This window comes from Francisella sp. SYW-2, assembly GCF_008711475.1.
GTDB classification, from domain to species: domain Bacteria; phylum Pseudomonadota; class Gammaproteobacteria; order Francisellales; family Francisellaceae; genus Francisella; species Francisella salimarina.
In genome coordinates, this window is the sequence record NZ_VXKO01000005.1 from 57,796 (window position 1) to 77,943 (window position 20,148).

A 20,148-nucleotide genomic window follows, 5' to 3' on the forward strand; every position below is an offset into this window, starting at 1 on the left:
TTTTATATTTTATTACCTAATTTTGCTACTAAATACTTACGTTCCATCTCTTGAACATCTGTCCTAAAAGGTAGAGACCCTAAATGATTAAGCTGCTCTTTTACACTATTAGCTTCAATCCTTTTTAAGTCATTTAATATCTGACTGCAATACTTTTCGCCATCAGATTTTTTTCTAGCCTTGTTAATGCCATAACTCAATAACTCAAAGAAATACTCTCTATAGTCAGGATAGTCCTCTGCCAAAAACTGTATCAATACCACAGTTTCTATTTGATTAGATGAGTCTTCTTTTAAAATTTTCAAGCTTTTTACAAGAATATCAAGATTTTTTGAAGTAGAAAATATTTCAAAGTCATTTTCTTTTAGTAGAATGCGAAAATCATCAATATTAACAAAAATTTCAGCTAACACTACCTCTTCAAGTAAAATATTTTTTGAAAGCCTTTTTTGCTTAATCATATGATTACTACTCTTATTCATATTATCAATATTAAATTTTTGCTTTCCTAGCTTGATTAATCTTTTTACTTGATCAGAACTAATATTTATTTTCTCTGAAACGGTTGATACAATACTCTCTGAATAAATATTTTCATCAACATCAGATAAAAAATCTTTTAAATTCTCCAAAATTTCTGCTTTACACTCAGCTTTAGAAATATCTCTATTGCCTATTATATGTTTTATTATAAAATCTGAAACCAACAAAGAGTTATCTAGTTCACTCTGGAAACTTATCAACCCATGTTCTTTGATATAATCGTCAGGATCCTTTCCTCCCTTTAGAGTAAGTATTCTAAGTTTTTTATTACCATCTAAAATAGGTAAAATTATTTTAATACTTCGGATAGCAGCGTTTTGTCCAGCGCTATCCCCATCAAAGCAAAGTATCACTGAGTTACTCTCACGGAATAGTATTTTTGCATGATTTTGTGAAAATGCTGTTCCTAACGTTGCCACAGCAGAGTAAAAACCATATTGAGCCAACCCAACAACATCCATATACCCTTCTACAACAATAAGACTTTGATTTGCCAACTCAGGGTGTTGTTTTTTTCTCTCTCTATATTCATATAATCCATACAAAATATTATTTTTTTGAAAAACTATAGTTTCTGGTGAGTTCAAGTATTTAACTGTATCAGAATCATCAATCACCCTACCGCCATAACCAATAACGCTTCCTTGAATATTTCTGATAGGAAACATTATTCTATTGCGAAAACGGTCATAAACATTTCCTTTATCATTCTTTATTGAAAGACCTGTATCAATTAATATATCTTCAGATACATTAACAGATTTAGCAAGCTGGGTAATATTATTCCAACCTTCTGATGCATATCCAATACCAAACACTTTAGCTAATCCACTATCGATTCCTCTTTTCTTAAGATACTCTATAGCTTTTTCTTTTGATACTGAATTACCAAGATTCCAACGATAATATTTTTGAGCTATCGCTAAAAAACCAATGCACTTATTAAAAAGATGTTCTCTTTGCAAATCTTCTTGTGAATAATTCTCATATTCAATGGGTTTCCCCACAATATCTGCTAAATTATTAACTGCTTCTACGAAGTCTAAATTATTTATTTTTTTAACGAAAGTTAAGGCATCTCCAGATACACCACACCCGAAGCAATGAAAAAATTTCTTTTGAGTATTAACATAAAATGAAGGCGTTTTTTCATTATGAAATGGACAACATGCTTTATAATTTTTTCCAGATTTCTTGAGATTGACATATCTAGACACAACATCTGCAATATCAGCACTTGCAACAAGCTCTTTTATAAAACTATTTGAAATCTTTTTTGCCATACTGATAAAATCTGAAAGTTAAGATAAGTTTGACTTTACTATAGCACTTACTTTACTCATATCTGTTCTACCAGCAAGCTCTTTTTTTACACTAGCCATTATTTTACCCATTTCTTTCATTGAGGTAGCTCCAACAGATTCTATTGCTTTTTGAACAATAGTCACAACCTCTTCATCACTAAGCTGTTTGGGCATATATTTAGTCAAGATTTCAATCTCTTTTTTTTCACCCTCTGCAAGCTCAGCTCTTTCTGCTTGTATGTATTGATTATAAGAGTCTTGTCTTTGCTTGATCATTTTTGTTATTACAGCTGTAACAATATCATCTGTAATATCAATTTTCTCATCAATTTGTTTTTGCTTAATGGCCGACATAGCCATACGAATAGTAGTTAATCTATTTTTATCTTTATTTTTCATTGACTCTTTCATATCAAGAGTCAATTGATCAAAAATTTGTGACATTTTAAAAAAGAATTCCTAGTGAAAGGGAGAGTTAAACTCTCAACGGTGAATTAAATAATATACTACCTTCTAGCCATCATATTGCTCTTGTAAGCTCTTTTGACAGCAGCAGCTTTCTTTCTTTTACGTGCCCAAGTTGGCTTTTCAAAGTACTCTCTACGACGTAGTTCAGATACTATTCCAGCCTTCTCACAAGATCTCTTAAATCTTCTAAGAGCAACATCAAAAGGTTCTCTTTCTTTAACTCTAACGCTTGGCATACCCTCTCACCTCACTTAAATGCCAGTTTAATTTAAATTTAACAAAACTACAGCTCTTTACCCAAAGCTGATAGACAAATTTACAGGCTATCATTCTACCATATAACAATATAAATGCAACATAGCTACAACTTATTTACACTAACCCAAAACCTATCTATATATTACACAGTACCCCCACTATATTTATAGTGTATAAAATGCTATTATTCCAAATTAAGAAATTAGAAACATATATAGGTTTATCACTTTGATAAAAAGAACTAAGCTTTTAGTAGCTATATCTATATTTGTAGCAAGCGCAAACCTATCTTACGCATCTACTCGTAGCGAAATACAATCTCTTGTAAAAAAGTATAACTTATCTAATGCTAAAATTGCTGTAGCAGCCCAAAGAACTATGACAGGTGCTGATCTGTATGCCTATGCTGAAAACAGATCAATGAAACCTGCAAGTAATAATAAGGTATTTACAATCGTCTCAGGATTATTTGCTATTCCTAGTAACTTTAGATTTACAACTACTGTTATGTATCCATCTAATAGAATATCAAACCATACTCTCTATGGTGATATGTATATAAAATTTACTGGTAATCCAGCCCTTACTGGTAGTCAGTTATCATCATTGATAAGAAAAATAAAAACAGAAAAAGGAATATCTAAAATTACAGGCGATGTATATCTTGTTGGTGTATTTTCAGGACCATATATCCCTAGGGGTTGGTCTAAAGAAGATAAAACATTATGCTATGGTGCACCGGCTTCTAGCTTTACATTAAATAGAAACTGTACTGTTATAAAACTAGTTAAAAATCCAAATAGTTTAACTACTAGAGTTGTAGAGCTTAGCAATGCTAGCAACATTGACATAAAAAATTCAGCTAAATATACAAGTGCAACAAAGGCTACGATTTTATCAATGAATGATGATAACGTGGTATATATAAGTGGATATTTATCTAGAACAGCTGAAAAAATGTTTAAACTGGCAATTAGAAACCCTGCTTTAAAGACAGTAGATACTGTTAATGATTTTTTAAGTTCTAGTGGAGTAAAACATGGTAAGGTACTTATTGCTAGTGATATTCCAGCTGGTTATGAATCACAAATAACAACAAGATCAGCAACAATTGGACACTTCTTTGACCAAACTCTTAAACACTCTGACAATTTATATGCAGAAACTATACTAAATACTATTGGTTTACAAGAAAAAGGAATTGGCTCAACTAAAGCGGGTACTGAAGCTGTTCAAAGCATCTTATATTCAAAACTAGGATTAGACACGTCTGCTTTGACTATGTATGACGGATCTGGATTATCACATCTGGATAGAGTTAGTCCTGAATTTATGGTTGATTTCTTGACTAAAACTTTTAACAGTAAAGTTGGTAAACAATTCTATAATTACCTACCTTCATCTGGAATAAGTGGTACCATCGCATATAGAATGGGAGGCAAACTGCTTGGTCGAGTACATGCAAAAACAGGTACATTATCTGGAGTATCAACACTATCAGGCTATGTTTTAACTGCAAAAAATCATCGCATCTCATTTTCGATCATGCTAAATGATCTCAAGTATTCTGATCGTTACAATGCTCGTAGATTCCAAGATAAAGTTGTGGATGTTTTTTATAGGAATTTATAATGAAAAAGATAGTAAAACTAATACTGATTACCACAGTCATATTACTCTTGAGTTCTTGCTCAACAGAACCTCCAAAAAATATAAACAATGCGTGTAGTATAATCCACCAATATCCTGACTGGTACTACGACATGATAGACTCCTACGATCGTTGGGGGATACCTCTAAATATACAAATGGCATTCGTACGTCAAGAATCTTCATTCAGGGCTGATGCACAACCTTCTATGCAATATTATTTTGGCTTTATTCCAAAAGGTAGAGCATCCAGCGCTTATGGTTATGCACAGGCTCTAGATGGCACATGGGAGCATTATAAGAAAGAAACTAAACAATCTTTTGTCTCACGTTCTGATTATGCTGATGCCGTAGATTTTATAGGTTGGTATTTAAACAATGTCCATAATAAAACAGGTATAAGTAAAACAAATACTTATGATTTATATCTTGCATACCATGAGGGTATTGGAGGATATAGAAGAGGCAGCCATAGAAATAATTCATTCTTAAAAAACTATGCCCGTAAAACCGCTGATGTAGCTCAAAAATATGCTATACAATTACAAAACTGTGAAGTACCTCGCAAACCCCTACTGTCATATATTTTCTAAAGGTAAGTTATGAAATCAAATATTTTTAAGCATACTGTAAATATTCGCTTTGCTGACACTGATAAATATGGACATGTAAATAACTGTACCTACTTTAACTATTTTGAAGAAGCTAGAACAACATGGGCATATGAAAATAGTGGATTAATGTCTTGGGCCACTCAAAACTCTATCCAACTTGTAATTACAGAACAAACCTGTAAATACATCTTACCACTACTACACCCTAATAAGATTGAAGTAACTCAACATATTACTAAAATTGGTGCAGTAAGCATCGAATTTGATTATGAGATACGCTTAATTAATAATGAACAAGTTATTACAAAAGCAAGTGCTAAACTTGCTTGTTACAATACAAAGACAGGAAGATTACAAAAAATACCTAATGAACTAAAAAAGATGATTTTTGAAAAAAATGACAGAAACTAATAAACAACCTTTAAAAAAGCTAGAAAAACAAATACTTAGAAAAACAGCCCAAGCAATTAATCAATACAACATGATTGAAGATGGCGATAAAATAATGGTGTGCCTATCTGGCGGTAAAGACTCATACTGTTTGCTTGAAATGCTTTTATTACTCCAAAAGAAAGCTCCTATAAAATTTGATATCATAGCTGTAAACTTGGATCAGAAGCAACCAGGATTTCCTGAAGAGATTTTACCTAATTATCTTAAAACTAAAGATATAGAATTTAATATCATTGAAAGAGATACTTATAGTGTTGTTAAAAGAGTTATACCAGATGGTAAAACTACATGTGGATTATGCTCGAGAATGAGGCGTGGCATTCTGTATGATTTTGCTGAGGAGAACAATATTACAAAAATTGCTCTAGGACACCATCGTGATGATATCATAGAGACATTTTTTTTAAATCTCTTTTATAACGGCACTATCAAATCAATGCCTGCAAAGTTATTAAGTGATGATAAACGTAATATTGTAATTCGTCCTCTTGCTTTTGTAAGTGAAAAGGAAACACTAGAATATTCTGAACTAAAAAATTTCCCGATAATTCCTTGTAACCTATGTGGTTCACAAGATAATTTGCAAAGAGTATTTATAAAAGATATGCTTAATAGATGGGAGAATAACAACCCTGAAAGAAAAAACGTTATATTCAAAGCTCTATCAAATATTTCTCCATCTCAAATGTTAGATAAAGAGCTTTTTGACTTTTTTAATATCACAAAAGATGATATTCAAAGATAAATAAGGAGATAAGATGAAACTAAAAAAAATAGTTGCGATAATGTCATGTACTGTCCTAGGAGTAGCAATTGGTTCATGCTCAACAAAAGAAACAACTAGTGAGACTAAAACTCAAGCTATAGCTACTAGTACTCAAACTCAAACAAAGGATACTTCAATTAATAACAGTTTAAAAATGGGATCTGATGCAAGTTATGTAGTCGGATACCAGGTTGGGTCTGGAATTGCTAGACAAGATTTTGGGCTATATGACAAACAAACAGTCGCAGGTTTTGCTGATGCTCTCAACAATGAGAAGCCTAGAATTTCTGAAAGTCAAATTAGAAGAAATATGGAAACTCTAAAAGATAGGATGATTAAAAAGCAGTTAGACATAGCTAAGCTAAATAAAGTCAAATCAGATGAGTTCATGTCGCAAATTGCTAAAATGGATAATGCTGTTGAAGTAAATGATGGTGTTTACTACCAAATGGTTAAACAAGGTGATGGTAAAAAACCTTCTGCAGATAGCACAGTAACTATTGCTTACAAAGGAACAACACCAGTAATAGCTTATGAAGACGACAAATCAAAGCTTAATGATGTAAAAGAAGGTAAACTCATAGGACCAAGTTTTGACTCAAGTGAAAACGCAACCTTTCCTCTTAGAAACCTAATAGAATGTTGGAAAGACGCTATCCCTAAGATGCCTAATGGTTCTACTTTTATATTATACTGTGCTCCCAACAAAGCTTATGGGACTAGAGCTCCTGCTACAATAGGACCTAATCAAGCGTTAGCTTTCGAAATTACACTTAAAGATTTTAAATAATAACTAATTTTTTCTCTTCACAGCTAAATCACACAGTAAGATCATAGCTTGCTTATATTCTGATTCTGGTAAGAAACTTATCGATTCTTTTGCTTTTTCAGCATATTGACATGCAACTTGATAAGAGTATTCAACAGCACCACTATTTTTAACTATAGCTATAATTTCGTTTATGTCATAGTTTCCTTTTTCAATGGCTTCTTTTATTTTCTGTTGTTCTTGATTTGAAGTATTTGCTAACGCATAAATCGTTGGTAGCGTCATTTTACCTTCATCTAGATCATCACCAATATTTTTACCCAGACTTTCCGCATCAGAAACATAGTCTAATACATCATCAGCTATCTGAAAAGCATTCCCCAAATAGACACCATAGTTTTTAATACTATTTTGAAATTTACTATAACTTTGCCTATCAAGGCTAATTACACCAGCTAACTCACATGATGCTTCAAATAATTTAGCGGTTTTACAATATATGACATTAGTGTAATCTTCCTCTGTCAAATCAATGTTTCTAGCGTTTAATAGTTGAAGCACTTCACCTTCCGATATTTTATTAGTAGCATCTGCTAATATTTGCATAATTTGCATATTATCTAAACCTACCATCATCTGAAAAGCTCTAGAGTATAGAAAATCTCCGGTTAATACACTTGCAGCATTGCCAAAAACATTATTAGCTGTCTCTTTGCCTCGACGTAGGTGCGAATCATCAACTACATCATCATGTAGAAGAGTTGCTGTATGAATAAACTCTATAATTGCAGCACATGCTAGATGATCTTTGCCAGTATAATTTAGAGCTCTAGAAAATAGCATCACTAACAAAGGCCTAAGTCTTTTGCCACCACTATTTATGATATAGTGACTAATTTGATTGATAAGAACAACATCTGATGAAAGAGAGTTGATTATAAACTCATTGTTATTTTCAATATCTTGTTTAATTAACTTCTGAATATCTTTTAAGCTTTGCATTTTATTTATATATTTTAAGACTTTGAGTTAGTTAGATTTAAGAATAAAGTAGCAGAATATATTTATCAACCATATTTAGTTGATATTATCTAGTTGTCTTCATCTTTTGAAATTCTGAAATGTTTTAATATCTCTTTATCTTCTAAGGTTAAAGATTGATCTTTACTATTAGCCCCATCATCAAAACCTTTAATAAACTCTTCACAATTTTGTTTGTTTATGACAAGCATTTTTTTTAGTTTTGACTTGTATTGAGTTGCAATAATCATTCCTACTTCATAAGAATCTTTATCTGAAATTTTGTTTATATCAGGTTTATGATCTAAAATAGTATCATCAAAACCAGAAATGAAGTCTTTTTTAATAATTTCTTGATTCATAGCACTAAAACTTTTATGTGAAGCTTTACCCAGTGCATCACCAATTGAATAAGCTGTATATGTTTTTGAGGTATTATCCAATGCAAATACTAGAGAGCAAGCACCTAAAGATAATATACACACTAAAAATTTAATAATTTTTTTCATACTTTAATTTTTTCTAAAAATACTGATCACTAATTTTAACATAAAACACGTGGTGTTCTATAACTCTAGTTTATAGAAGTATTTAATATTTGCTTTGAAAGCATTCCTTTATAATAGAAATATTGAATAATTTGTATAGATACCAAAATAAATAGGCAACTAGAAACTATTATTGATACAATAGGCCATCCTAAAAATATAGCACTATTTATATCACACATAAGGCTAAGTACAGAAAGTCCTAAATAGAATATACTAAACCCTTCTGCTTGTTTTTGGCGAAAATTTTTATATATCTGAGGTAACCAATATACATTATATATTACCCCACTAATTGAGCCACTCCATAACAAAGTCTGTTGGCTCAGCGATATAAATTTGACTATATAAATAACAATCAGTAAGAATAACAAAATAAACACAGTATGTATAAATATATTTCTCTGCCTTCTGTCATTTAAGATTTGAAGTTGCTGGACTGTTAAAAAGCTTAAAAGAATAATATCAACTAAGATATATTGCCATTGCATATTAAACCCTATCGCATATATAAGATCTAGAGAATTCGCAAATATCATTAACGAATGAGTCCAGAGACTAATTTCAAATGTCTTATGCTTGAACTGATTATGGATGGTTTGTGGTAAAAAATGAATAAAATATATTACTAATGATATGTTTAAAGTTATATAACCTAAATATTCCACGGTTAATCTCCTATTATTTCTAAGTTAAATAATAAGAATTTGAATGATATTTATAGAAAATAATCAAACAAACTCCCTACGCTAATACTAATTAGATCAGGTACAAAGGGTTATTTTCTCAGCCATCTTATTCGAGTAAGATAGCACCCCTGTTGTCTTTAGGCGTTAATATAGCATAGGCAAAATTAATTTGATATATTTAATCGGTAAATCAAAGCATCACTGAAATAACCATTAGCTTTTTTATAATAGTTTTTGCGCAATGATACCTCAATAAAATTGACTTTTTTATATAAAGATATAGCTTTAGTATTATTGATATCGACTTCTAATAATATTTCTTTAACTTCTTTCCTGGCAAGATGATTAATTGAATATTTCAAAAGCTTATATGCAACTCCTCTACCTTGCGTAGACGTATCAACACATATATACAAAAGTTCTGCTGTTTCAAATATATAGTTAAAAATAGCAATAGCAGCAAGCTCACTATCAATCATAAAACCTAAAACGGTGTCATTAGTTAATGAATCTTCGATTTGTTTATCTGACCAGCTAAAATCTTTATCAGTAGCTCTTACTAGCTGAATGGTTTTTGTTAGAAATGTAATATCAAGCTCTAAAATCTGCATACTTGTATAAATTTGATAATATTGCTTTTTTATTCTGAATCTTTAATAACTCACAATTATCACAGATAAAGTCTTTTTCTGAAAGATTAATCCCCTTTAAATCATTGAAATCTTTGATATCATTAGATTTATATATATATACACTAGACTTAAAAAATAAACTATTAGCAACTTGTTTTAAAAAACCAATATCTAATTTATCACTTAAAAGTATGTTTATAATTTTAGAACTATCTATCATATTAGTGTAGATAATTTCCAGCTCTTTTTTTGTTGCATCGTGAGAATTTTCATCTATGATTTCACTTTGAGTTTGTTTTATAAAACTATATGCTGGCTTCAACTCCCAGATATCAATATCAAAAACATCTTCTACTTGACGCACAAAATCCATTATTTTTTCTCTAATCTTTCAACTAGTTTTTTAGGAAACTTATATTCTTTTAACTTAACAGATTTTCTCAGTTTATTAACTTCTGAAGGATTAAGTTCTAGTGTTTTTCCTCTTGCAACAAACTTAGGAAGAACAATATCTCCAAATCTAACTCTAGTAAGTCTACTAACTGTAACACCTACAGCCTCAAACATTCTTCTAACCTCTCTATTACGCCCTTCGGATAAAGTTACATAATACCAAAGGTTTGCTCCTTCACCACCAGAAAATTTTATGCTGTTAAACTTAGCTAAGCCATCTTCTAGTTGTATTCCCTCTTTAAACTTACTTAAAGTTTCATCTGATAATTGTTGACCAAAAACTCTTACAGCATATTCTCTTTCGATTTCATAAGATGGATGCATCATCCTATTAGCTAAATCCCCATCTGTCGTAAAAAGTAATAATCCTGTAGTATTTATATCTAATCGTCCTACCATTATCCAACGTGACTTAGCTAATTTAGGTAGCGAATCGAAAACAGTCTTTCTATCTTTCTCATCTTTACTAGTACAGACTTCACCTTCTCTTTTGTGGTAAATAATGACTCTTGGTCTAGTCATAGGTTGACCATATAAATGTAAGGCTTTTCCATCAAAACTAATTTTATCTTTATCTGTAGCTTTATCTCCTAGAGTCGCTACTTTACCATTTACACGTACCCTTCCCTGTTGGATAAATTCCTCTATCTTTCTACGCGAACCTATGCCATATTTTGCTAGTAATTTCTGTAATCTTTCTGGAGTACTTTCACTCATTTGATTAATTCTACGCATTTTCATCTATATCCTTTTGATCTGCCGCTGAAAAGAACTTTTCAATATCCTCATCATTATAGTTATTAGAAGATAAAACTAGTCTTACAGCCGCAGCTTCATTTTTATTATTCGCATACTCTGCCAACTTTAACCTCATATCTAGAATAAGCTTATTATTAAAAAACGCTGTGTCATTCTTCATGCCATAAATAACCTTATAACATTCTTTGTACTCACCTCGTTCAAAATACATTTGGGCTAATCTTAATTTGGCTGCCTTATAGTCATCTCTAAACTTATCTGCTCTTTTCATATACGCTAGAGCATCATCTTTTTTACCTTGTTTATACATACATTGAGAGTATAAAAATAATGTTTGAGCCATATCATTATTATTTGACATAAACAATGATTCTTCAAAGAGTTCTTGAGCGCGACTATAGTCACTTTCTTGCATGCATAAAAACTGAGCATAAAAATTCATAGCTTCATAGTCTTTAGGATGATTATCAAGAGCTCTTTTGTAGTATTTTTCAGCAATTGTATTCGCTCCTATGCTTTGATAATAATATCCACCTGCATAATCTACAATTGCCAAATTATTATTGTGTTCTTTTGCTAACTCTTGTGCTTTTATAAGCTTAGTCTTAGCCCTTTCAAGATACCCTTCCGTAGAATATATTATAGCTAATTCAGAATTAATTCTCGTTGCTTCTTTATAGTTAGCTTTGGGGAAAGAGCTATTATCAAAAGAGTAATTGACCTCTTCTACATTTTGATTTCTATTATCCTTTTGAACTTGAGGGCTTGAACTACTGTTTGAACTATTAGGAGTTGAACACGAAGTTAGCATCCCAAAACATATTATAGTAACTAAAGCTCTTTTAAAACTAGCCTGCATTCTTATCACCAAGCTTCTTTAAATATCTTTGTTTTCTACTTGTTTTATCCATAACATCACCAGCTAACTGTCCACATGCAGCATCAATATCATCACCTCTAGTTTTTCTTACTGTAGTGACAAAACCATTATGTTGTAAATACTCTTTAAATCTATGGATACGATTATTACTAGGCTTCCTATATGGTGTTCCTGGATATGGATTAAATGGAATAAGATTTATTTTAGCTGGAACATTTCGAGAGCGTAACAATTCAACTAACCCTTCAGCATCTGATAAATTATCATTAACTTCTTCCATCAATGTATACTCAAATGTTATGTGCTTATGAGGACCTTTCTCAGCATAAAGTTTACATGCTTCAAGAAGTTCGTCAATATTATACTTTTTATTGATCGGTACTATCTCATTACGTAAAGAATCAGTCGCTGCATGTAATGATACTGCTAAAGATACTCCTGATTGCTCAAGTAAATCATATATTCTAGGAACAACACCAGATGTACTAAGAGTCACTTTACGTCGAGATAGCCCATATGCTAAATCATCCATCATAATATCCATAGCTGGAACCACATTCTCAAAATTCATCAATGGCTCACCCATACCCATCATAACTATATTTGTAACACTAAAATCATGTTCGCCATTGTTTTTTGATAAGGTTCTAGCAGCTATCCAAAGCTGAGAAATAACTTCGGCAGATGAAAGATTTCTATTAAACCCTTGTTTACCAGTAGAGCAAAAACTACAATTCAAAGTGCATCCAACTTGTGAAGATACACAGAGGGTGCCTCTACCATCTTCTGGAATAAAAACTGTTTCAACAGCACTTCCACCGACATCAATTAGCCATTTATGCGTACCATCTTTCGATGCTTTACTAAAAACTACTTTTGGAATAAATATTTCTGAAGTTTCCTGTAGTTTATTACGCAAATTTTTACCAAGGTCTGTCATCTTATCAAAATCAATGACCCCTTTCTTATGTATCCACTTAAAAACTTGTCTTGCATGAAATTTTTTTTCATTTATAGAAACAAAAAACTCTTCCATAGCTTTTTGATTTAACCCAAGTAAATTCACTTTATCTTGTTGCATAGAATTTCTCTTTCATTCTTATAAAATTATTCATTATAACCTATATCACCAGGTAAAATATTGTCATTCTCATATGTCAAATTAGCAAAGCTTGCAAACTGCCCATCAAAACGAACATGAACTGTGCCAATAGGACCATTACGTTGTTTACCAATTATAATTTCACCAAGATTTTTATTATCTTCTTTTTCTTTATTATAAACCTCATCGCGATAAATAAACATTATCAAGTCAGCATCTTGCTCTATTGCTCCAGATTCTCTCAAGTCAGACATTATCGGACGCTTATCTTGACGTTTTTCAAGATCTCTACTTAACTGCGATAATGCTATAACGGGAATATCTAACTCTTTTGCAAGTGCTTTTAATGATCTAGATATCTCTGATACCTCTAGGGTTCTATTATTTTCATAACCAGGTATTTTCATAAGCTGTAGATAGTCTATTAATATCATTGATAGACCACCGTGCTCATTATATAGTCTTCGAGCTCTTGAGCGCATCTCAGCTGGGGTTAAGCTTGATGTATCATCTATATATAAAGGCATATCACTCAATGATTTCATTGCACTTGTAATCTTAACCCAGTGAGCATCATTAAGCCGATTACACTCTTTAAGCAAATTCATCTCTACACGAGCCTGTGAAGCTAGCATCCTTGTGACAATATCCTCTGACGGCATCTCTAAACTAAAAACTAAAACTGGTTTATCTGCAATTTTAGCAACATTTTGAGCTATGTTTATTCCTAGTACGGTTTTACCCATTGATGGACGAGCTGCAATAATACCCATATTAGCTCGTTGTAAGCCAGAGGTCATTTTATCAAGATCAATAAAGCCTGTAGAAACCCCTGTCAATCCACTACCTGCATCGACTATTGCACTCATCCTATCAACTAATTTAGGAATAACTGATTTAATTGATTCAGGGCCCTTAACTAAAGTCTCTCTTTCCTTAGCCACATCAAGAATCCGGCTTTCGGCATAATCAATAACATCGTCAGGATTCTTAGAGTCTGCTGAATATATTTTTTGAACTATATCATTAACACTTGTTTGTAGACTTCTCAGCTTAGCTTTATCTTTTACAATATTTGCATATGTTTTTATATTTGAAACTGTTGGCGTATTAGTTGCCAAATCAATAATATATGATTCGCCTCCAGCATCATTTAGTAAACCTTCAGTTGCTAAATATTCACTCAAAATTAGAACATCAAATGGAGTATTTGACTGATTTAAAACAGCTATCTGCTTATAGATAATTTTATGTCTCTTATCAAAAAAATCATCAATTAGAAGAAAATCTTCAACTAGCTCTATATTATCATTGTTGAGAAGAATATTGCCTAGTATTGCCTTTTCCGCATCAACTGAATATGCAGTTTCAGCAACTTTAAATTGATAATCCATTGACATCAAAATCCTTATTTCATATACAAAAAAACCATGCCTAACACATGGTTTTTATATTAATTAAGATATTGTGTTAGTTTATATATTATAAAACTAAGCTTCTGCAGCTACAACATTTACTTTGATATCTGCATCTACATCTGTATATACATGAACAGTAAGTTCGAACTCTCCAGTAGTTCTAATAACTCCTTCCGGCATACGAACTTGGCTCTTTTCAATTTCTTTACCAGAAGCTTGAGATACTGCTTCAGCAACTTCAGCAGTACCAACAGATCCAAATAGTTTACCACCTTCTCCAGCTTGAGCTGCAACAGTGTAAACTTTATCTTTGATAGCATCTGCAGTTACAACTGCAGCATCAAATCTTGCTTTTTCTGCTTTTTCTAACTCAGCCTTTTGAGCTTCAAAAGTTTCGATGTTAGCTTTAGTAGCTTGAACAGCCTTACCAAAAGGGATAAGGAAATTTCTAGCATAACCAGGCTTAACATTAACTATATCACCTAATACACCAAGGTTTTCAACTTTTTCTTTTAAAATAACTTGCATTGTAATCAACCTCCAGTATTAGTTAAAGTGACGATCACAGTATGGTAATAACGCCAAGAATCTAGCTCTTTTAATAGCTGTAGCAAGCTGTCTTTGATACTTAGCTGATGTACCAGTTACACGACTAGGTACGATCTTACCTGTTTCAGTAATATAAGCTTTTAACTTATTCACATCTTTATAATCAATTTCTTTTACACCATCAACAGTGAAACGGCAAACTTTACGACGACTCATCTTAAAATCCCTCTATTAAATTACTTCTTTTTCATTAGTTTCCATCATGATTGATGGCTCTGTAACAGCTTCTTTCTTAGAAATTACTAAACGACGTAAAACTGCATCGTTATACTTTAAGTTTTCTTGAAGCTTCTCTAGAGACTCAACGTCACACTCAACATTGAATAACACATAATGTGCTTTATGAAGTTTCTCGATAGGATAAGCTAATTGACGACGTCCCCAATCTTCGAATCTATGGATTTTTCCGCCTTTTTCTTCAATGATTCCACGATATTTACCAAGCATAGCATCAAGCTGCTCAGATTGATCTGGATGAATCATTAACACGATTTCATAATGTTTCATTTTGTAAACTCCTTCCGGTTTATCATTGTTAGTTTTTTACTGATAAGCTATACAAAATTATTTTGCATAGCAAAGAGCAAGACATTATTATACTAATATAAACTCTTAATAACAATATAATATTTACAGAATATTATCCATTTAAATGAATACTGCCTTCTCTAATTACTATTTTTTTTCTTTTTAACAAAGTTCCTATAGCTCGCTTAAAAGCAGCCTTACTAATTCCAAACTCGCGCGCTATATCATTAGGGTTAGATTTATCATTAAAAGGAGCAGAACCATTATGCTCTACAAGATACTTTTCTACCAAATCAGCATTTCTATCTAAATCTTTGTGCACTAGCTGTAACGACAGATCTATACGCCCATCATCTCGAATATTTTTTATATATCCCTTAACAGATTGGCCAAAACTTAATCTCTTAAACACCTCTGAAGAATAAATGATTCCCCAATAACTGTTATTAATTATTGCTTTATAACCTATGTCTGTAGAATTCGCGATTATAAGATCCACTTCTTGATTTTGAGCTATATCATTACCTGCGTAATCTTTTATGAACTTATTGATCTTCGAAGAAGCTGTTATACGCCCATTAATCTTATCAAGATATAAATAGACAATATACGACTTTCCAATTTCAAATGGTCTATGTTGCTCGGCTAATGGTACAAAAAGATCCTTATCAAGTCCCCAGTCTAAAAAAGCTCCTATACTTGTAATATTTTTGACTCTCAAATAAGATACTTGATCTACGGTTGGAACTCTTTTTGTAGTCGCGATAAGCTCAGCCTTTGAGTTATGATACAAAAAAACTTCTACACTTTCACCAACGCTTACTGTATCACAGAATTCCGAACTAGCAATGTTTGCTGTACCAAGCTCCAAAGCATCTAGAACCAGCCAATTCGAAGTTTTTTCAAGAATCTTTAATCTAGAATATTTTCCTATTAAAATCAAAATATATACCATTTACTTAAAACATTTCTATATTATCACAGATAAAAACAATTAATAAATTTTTGATATTGTATTAAGGACAACACCTCTTATTTAAGATTATTATATTAGTATATAAAACCTTTTATCTATAAGCTTTTTCTTTTATAGTCTAATTACACTCTTCAAATTAAAATTTCTAAAATAATATGAAAAAAGCTTTTAATATAGTTATCTTTTTAGTAGTTTTAATCAACTGTTGTTTTGCAAAACAACTACTCCTACCTAAAAATACAATTGCTTTCTCTAGCTTACAAGGACAGTATTTATTAAAATCAGCACCAGAAAAATACTCACAACAATATTGGCAACTTGCAGAATATTTTACCACTGAGAAAGGCACTACGTTCTGTGGTCCAGCCTCCGCTGTCATGGTATTAAATGCTCTAAAAATTGAGCCAAGTCTATCACCAGCTCACATGCAATATTCAATATTTGATCAAAATAATATTTTCTATAATAAAGCTTTAATTAAATCTGGTATAACTCCTCAATGGGTATATGCAAAAGGGTTATCTATTGAGCAAACTGCTGAGCTAATCAACAAACAAAATACGATAGGCCCTAAGGCTTATGCAAAAGTAATTCACGCGAGCGAATTTAAAAATCAAGAACAGTTCCTTAATACAATGCTATCATCAATGAAAAAAGGAGATTATATAATTATAAATTATAAACGTAGTGATATGGGAGCTCAAGGAGGAGGACATTTTTCACCACTAGCAGCATACAACCCTAAAGAAGATATGTGGTTGCTTATGGACGTCGCCAGATATAAATACCCTTCAGCTTGGATAAGAACTATTGATTTATATCAAGCAATCCAGTCCAAAGACTCTTCGACCAACAAGTCACGAGGAATAATTATAATTTCTAAGAAAAAATATTAATCTAGCTAAACATATCTTTAAGTGCTAATATATTCTGCTTAGAATTTTGCTGACGCGTTTCTGCACACTCTTTTTCTGTACCTACCCAATATAGATCGGATTCTGGCAATTCATCAATAAATCTACTTGGAATAGAAATCTGTTTTTCACCAAATTTTTTACGATGCTTTGTCATTGTTATAGTCAAATTTTCTCTAGCTCTAGTGATCGCAACATAAGCTAATCGGCGCTCATCCTCTATGGAATCTTCCTCAATACTTTGCTGATGTGGCAAAATTCCTTCTTCCATTCCCATTATATAAACTTTTTTAAACTCCAAACCTTTGGAGGCGTGCATAGTTATGATTTGAACCTGATTATCATTTTTATCCTCATTATCTCTATCTAAGATATCGATCAAAAGCATTTTATTTAAAACTAAAGCAAGTGACTCAAGAGCATTATATGATTCGCCTTCAAGCTGGTTAACAATCCATTTAACAACCTCAATAACATTCGCATATCTAAACTCTGCTTGTTTCTCTGAAGAACTAGAATCTATAAGCCACTGTCGGTATGAAATATTATCAATAAAATTATTAATTATATTTTTTAACTCTTGAGCAGATATACTTGAATTTATTTCTTGCTGTGTATTCAGTATCAAATCTTTAAAAGATGATAAGTTTTTTTTGGTAAAATCACGTATTTCAAACTCTTCTAAGTTATATAAAGTATGAAAAAAGCTACAGTGATGATAACTTGCGTACTCTCCTAATTTATGAATAGTAGCACTTCCAACCTCACGTTTGGGAGTATTTACAACACGTAAAAATGCTCTATCATCATCCGGATTAACTATTAACCTTAAATACGAAATGATATCTTTGATTTCTGATTTGGAAAAAAATGAACTTCCGCCGCTAATTGTATAAGGGATTTTGTGCATTTGCATATATCTTTCAAGTAAGTATGCTTGGTAATTACTTCTAATTAGTATGGCGTAATCAGAGTTTTTAGATTTTGTTTTTACCCTATCAAAAAAAATATCACTAGTTATAAATTGTGCCTCATCCTCATCGTTTGTAAGACTAATAACCTTAATTTGCTCACCATAATCTTTATTTGACCAAAGTTTTTTGTCAAAAATATGGCTGTTATTTTCAATAAGCTTATTTGCAACATTAAGTATTCTGCCTGTAGAGCGATAATTTTGTTCCAGCTTAATAACTTTTAGGTCTTTGAAATCTTCTTGCAAATGGCGTAAATTTTCAGGTCGAGAACCTCTCCATGCATATATAGACTGATCATCGTCTCCTACAACTGTGAATTTATTTTTACCCTGAGTCAAATACTTTAAAAGCTGATATTGCGACTCATTGGTATCTTGATACTCATCAATGAGAATATATCTAAACTTGTCTGACCATAATTTCTGAATATTTGAGTAATTTTTAAATAACTGTATCGGTTGAAATATAAGATCATCAAAGTCAAAAGAGTTATAAGATTTTAGATATTTCTGATATTCTTTATATATAAAAGCTGCTTGCTCTTCAAGATCGTCCTTAGGTTGTATTTCATTAGGTGTTAGTAACGCTGATTTCCAAAATGATATTTTTGATTGAATAAACCCAGCATTTTGTTTAGGTAACTGATATTCCTCGTATGCAATATCGTATATTAACGCAAGTGAGTCGTGACTATCAAAAAGTGTAAAGTTTTTCTTATACCCCAAATCTAAAAAGTGTTTTTTTAAAATTGTTAAACCAAGTGAATGAAACGTTGAAATCATCAACCCCTTTGATTTTTCTTTATCAAGCCGAGATTTAACGCGCTCTTGCATCTCTCTAGCTGCTTTATTCGTAAATGTAACAGCTAAAACACTCTTAGCGGGATACAAAAGTTGTTCTATTAAATAAGAAATTTTTTCAATAATTACACTAGTTTTGCCACTACCAGCTCCAGCTAGTACTAGTAAGGGGGTACTAGTATATTTTACAGCTTGCTGTTGCTGCTGATTAAGATTATTTAGCATTTAGTTATAATTATTTCATTTTCTAGCTGATACTCAACCTCTGTTGCTTCTTTATGAAACACCACCAGCATATAGCATACATCCTCTACATAGACTTTACTTACAACATTTGCTAGAGGTTTACTATCATAAGTCTTCAAGTCCAAAGCTGCAATATCTTTGTCTGCTTTTACGACTGTAAGCTCTTTTTTTAACTTAGCTTTATAATGCATCCTAGCTATTACTTCTTGTCCCATATAGCAACCTTTAGTATAACTAATAACTTTTTCTACGTTATCAAGATCTAACTCTGCTGGAAGAAACTTCTCAATATTATTTTGATTGATGACAGCAAGTTTATTCAAAATATTAGTTTTTTGTATTTGCTCGTATGTAGTATCAGAATTTAGAGTATTCTTAACTAAAATATTATGATTTAAAAATCCTTCTTTAGTAAAAAATAATGCATAATCCTCATTAACTGCAAAACTAATTTTAGAAAACATTCCATACTTTTTTAACCAAGTAAGTAAATTATCAACGATGCTCTGTTCAACTGAAAGCAATAGCTTTTCGCTAGAAATATACTTCACAAAACATAAGGAAATTATTCGTCCTTTTAAGTTGGCAAAAGCAGTCATCAATAAGTTATTATCATTAGATAGTTGGCTTAAATCTGATGTTGCTAAACCTTGAAGAAACTTTATGGTATCTAACCCATTTATTTCTAAAATTTTAAAATTATTATACTGAAAGTTCATTTAAAGACCTAAGCGAATTAAATTATTTAAACTAATAGATTTTAGTATATTTGAAT

24 protein-coding genes and 1 riboswitch are annotated in these 20,148 nt (G+C 31.6%); of the genes, 6 read left to right on the forward strand and 18 right to left on the reverse strand.

The annotated features are described in order from the left end of the window. Positions 1 to 2: 2 nt before the first annotated feature. The 3 genes from dnaG to rpsU all read right to left on the reverse strand — a co-directional run bounded on the left by dnaG (position 3) and on the right by rpsU (position 2,551). Positions 3 to 1,826: a DNA primase gene (gene dnaG / locus F3D57_RS03035; protein ID WP_150465151.1), complete on the reverse strand. Its 1,824-nt coding sequence runs from the start codon at positions 1,824 to 1,826 to the stop codon at positions 3 to 5. Between the two features lie 18 nt (positions 1,827 to 1,844). Further along, entirely contained in the window at positions 1,845 to 2,291 is a 447-nt protein-coding gene (locus F3D57_RS03040; RefSeq protein ID WP_149368207.1) for a GatB/YqeY domain-containing protein, read from the reverse strand. 62 nt (positions 2,292 to 2,353) lie between these two features. Beyond that, positions 2,354 to 2,551, reverse strand: coding sequence for a 30S ribosomal protein S21 (gene rpsU, locus F3D57_RS03045; protein ID WP_013923183.1), 198 nt, complete (start codon positions 2,549 to 2,551; stop codon positions 2,354 to 2,356). Positions 2,552 to 2,801: 250 nt separating this feature from the next. On the opposite strand from rpsU, the gene dacB reads away from it, so the two are divergent. Genes dacB through F3D57_RS03070 form a run of 5 tightly spaced genes read left to right on the forward strand, consistent with a single transcriptional unit; the run spans position 2,802 to position 6,846 of the window. Then, positions 2,802 to 4,205, forward strand: coding sequence for a D-alanyl-D-alanine carboxypeptidase/D-alanyl-D-alanine-endopeptidase (gene dacB, locus F3D57_RS03050; protein ID WP_013923184.1), 1,404 nt, complete (start codon positions 2,802 to 2,804; stop codon positions 4,203 to 4,205). After that, a complete protein-coding gene (locus F3D57_RS03055; RefSeq protein ID WP_013923185.1) occupies positions 4,205 to 4,816 on the forward strand; it encodes a transglycosylase SLT domain-containing protein in 612 nt (203 codons plus the stop codon). Before dacB ends, F3D57_RS03055 begins: the two co-directional genes overlap by 1 nt. Positions 4,817 to 4,825: 9 nt before the next feature. Next, positions 4,826 to 5,248 (forward strand): acyl-CoA thioesterase, encoded by a 423-nt coding sequence (locus tag F3D57_RS03060; protein ID WP_013923186.1) that lies wholly within the window; start codon positions 4,826 to 4,828, stop codon positions 5,246 to 5,248. Further along, positions 5,235 to 6,035 (forward strand): tRNA 2-thiocytidine(32) synthetase TtcA, encoded by an 801-nt coding sequence (ttcA, locus tag F3D57_RS03065; protein WP_013923187.1) that lies wholly within the window; start codon positions 5,235 to 5,237, stop codon positions 6,033 to 6,035. Before F3D57_RS03060 ends, ttcA begins: the two co-directional genes overlap by 14 nt. 13 nt (positions 6,036 to 6,048) lie before the next feature. After that, positions 6,049 to 6,846, forward strand: a complete 798-nt coding sequence (locus F3D57_RS03070; protein ID WP_150465152.1) for an FKBP-type peptidyl-prolyl cis-trans isomerase N-terminal domain-containing protein — start codon at positions 6,049 to 6,051, stop codon at positions 6,844 to 6,846. Between the two features lie 3 nt (positions 6,847 to 6,849). Here the strand turns inward: F3D57_RS03070 and F3D57_RS03075 are convergent, their stop codons facing one another. From F3D57_RS03075 to F3D57_RS03135, 13 genes are all read right to left on the reverse strand, one after another. After that, positions 6,850 to 7,827, reverse strand: a complete 978-nt coding sequence (locus tag F3D57_RS03075) for a polyprenyl synthetase family protein (RefSeq protein WP_150465153.1) — start codon at positions 7,825 to 7,827, stop codon at positions 6,850 to 6,852. An 89-nt stretch (positions 7,828 to 7,916) separates the two neighbouring features. Beyond that, complete coding sequence (locus tag F3D57_RS03080) at positions 7,917 to 8,354, reverse strand: hypothetical protein (protein ID WP_150465154.1); 438 nt, start codon at positions 8,352 to 8,354, stop codon at positions 7,917 to 7,919. Between the two features lie 65 nt (positions 8,355 to 8,419). Then, positions 8,420 to 9,061, reverse strand: a complete 642-nt coding sequence (locus F3D57_RS03085; protein WP_149368201.1) for a PQ-loop repeat-containing protein — start codon at positions 9,059 to 9,061, stop codon at positions 8,420 to 8,422. A 55-nt stretch (positions 9,062 to 9,116) separates the two neighbouring features. Then, a riboswitch (TPP riboswitch) is annotated at positions 9,117 to 9,222 on the reverse strand. Positions 9,223 to 9,246: 24 nt separating this feature from the next. Then, on the reverse strand, positions 9,247 to 9,693 hold the full coding sequence (locus F3D57_RS03090) for a GNAT family N-acetyltransferase (RefSeq protein WP_150465155.1): 447 nt from the start codon (positions 9,691 to 9,693) through the stop codon (positions 9,247 to 9,249). Then, positions 9,674 to 10,087 carry a chloroquine resistance protein gene (locus F3D57_RS03095; protein ID WP_150465156.1) on the reverse strand — a complete coding sequence of 138 codons (414 nt, stop codon included), beginning with the start codon at positions 10,085 to 10,087 and terminating at the stop codon, positions 9,674 to 9,676. The genes F3D57_RS03090 and F3D57_RS03095 overlap by 20 nt, the downstream gene beginning before the upstream one ends. Next, positions 10,087 to 10,902 carry a 23S rRNA pseudouridine(2605) synthase RluB gene (gene rluB, locus F3D57_RS03100; RefSeq protein WP_013923194.1) on the reverse strand — a complete coding sequence of 272 codons (816 nt, stop codon included), beginning with the start codon at positions 10,900 to 10,902 and terminating at the stop codon, positions 10,087 to 10,089. Before rluB ends, F3D57_RS03095 begins: the two co-directional genes overlap by 1 nt. Then, entirely contained in the window at positions 10,895 to 11,785 is an 891-nt protein-coding gene (locus F3D57_RS03105; RefSeq protein WP_150465157.1) for a CDC27 family protein, read from the reverse strand. Before F3D57_RS03105 ends, rluB begins: the two co-directional genes overlap by 8 nt. After that, positions 11,775 to 12,887: a bifunctional tRNA (adenosine(37)-C2)-methyltransferase TrmG/ribosomal RNA large subunit methyltransferase RlmN gene (locus F3D57_RS03110; protein WP_013923196.1), complete on the reverse strand. Its 1,113-nt coding sequence runs from the start codon at positions 12,885 to 12,887 to the stop codon at positions 11,775 to 11,777. The genes F3D57_RS03105 and F3D57_RS03110 overlap by 11 nt, the downstream gene beginning before the upstream one ends. Before the next feature lie 26 nt (positions 12,888 to 12,913). Then, complete coding sequence (gene dnaB, locus F3D57_RS03115; RefSeq protein WP_041263756.1) at positions 12,914 to 14,308, reverse strand: replicative DNA helicase; 1,395 nt, start codon at positions 14,306 to 14,308, stop codon at positions 12,914 to 12,916. Positions 14,309 to 14,398: 90 nt separating this feature from the next. Beyond that, complete coding sequence (gene rplI, locus F3D57_RS03120; protein WP_013923198.1) at positions 14,399 to 14,854, reverse strand: 50S ribosomal protein L9; 456 nt, start codon at positions 14,852 to 14,854, stop codon at positions 14,399 to 14,401. Positions 14,855 to 14,872: 18 nt separating this feature from the next. Beyond that, complete coding sequence (gene rpsR / locus F3D57_RS03125; RefSeq protein ID WP_004287690.1) at positions 14,873 to 15,091, reverse strand: 30S ribosomal protein S18; 219 nt, start codon at positions 15,089 to 15,091, stop codon at positions 14,873 to 14,875. A gap of 15 nt (positions 15,092 to 15,106) precedes the next feature. Beyond that, a complete protein-coding gene (gene rpsF, locus F3D57_RS03130; protein ID WP_013923199.1) occupies positions 15,107 to 15,442 on the reverse strand; it encodes a 30S ribosomal protein S6 in 336 nt (111 codons plus the stop codon). 133 nt (positions 15,443 to 15,575) lie between these two features. Then, positions 15,576 to 16,406: a S1 RNA-binding domain-containing protein gene (locus F3D57_RS03135; protein ID WP_150465159.1), complete on the reverse strand. Its 831-nt coding sequence runs from the start codon at positions 16,404 to 16,406 to the stop codon at positions 15,576 to 15,578. Between the two features lie 188 nt (positions 16,407 to 16,594). On the opposite strand from F3D57_RS03135, the gene F3D57_RS03140 reads away from it, so the two are divergent. Continuing rightward, on the forward strand, positions 16,595 to 17,335 hold the full coding sequence (locus tag F3D57_RS03140; RefSeq protein WP_150465160.1) for a phytochelatin synthase family protein: 741 nt from the start codon (positions 16,595 to 16,597) through the stop codon (positions 17,333 to 17,335). A gap of 1 nt (position 17,336) precedes the next feature. Here the strand turns inward: F3D57_RS03140 and F3D57_RS03145 are convergent, their stop codons facing one another. Together F3D57_RS03145 and F3D57_RS03150 are read right to left on the reverse strand one after the other, a co-directional pair. After that, on the reverse strand, positions 17,337 to 19,352 hold the full coding sequence (locus F3D57_RS03145; RefSeq protein WP_150465161.1) for a UvrD-helicase domain-containing protein: 2,016 nt from the start codon (positions 19,350 to 19,352) through the stop codon (positions 17,337 to 17,339). Beyond that, on the reverse strand, positions 19,346 to 20,092 hold the full coding sequence (locus F3D57_RS03150; RefSeq protein WP_150465162.1) for a YgfZ/GcvT domain-containing protein: 747 nt from the start codon (positions 20,090 to 20,092) through the stop codon (positions 19,346 to 19,348). Before F3D57_RS03150 ends, F3D57_RS03145 begins: the two co-directional genes overlap by 7 nt. Positions 20,093 to 20,148 lie beyond the last annotated feature (56 nt).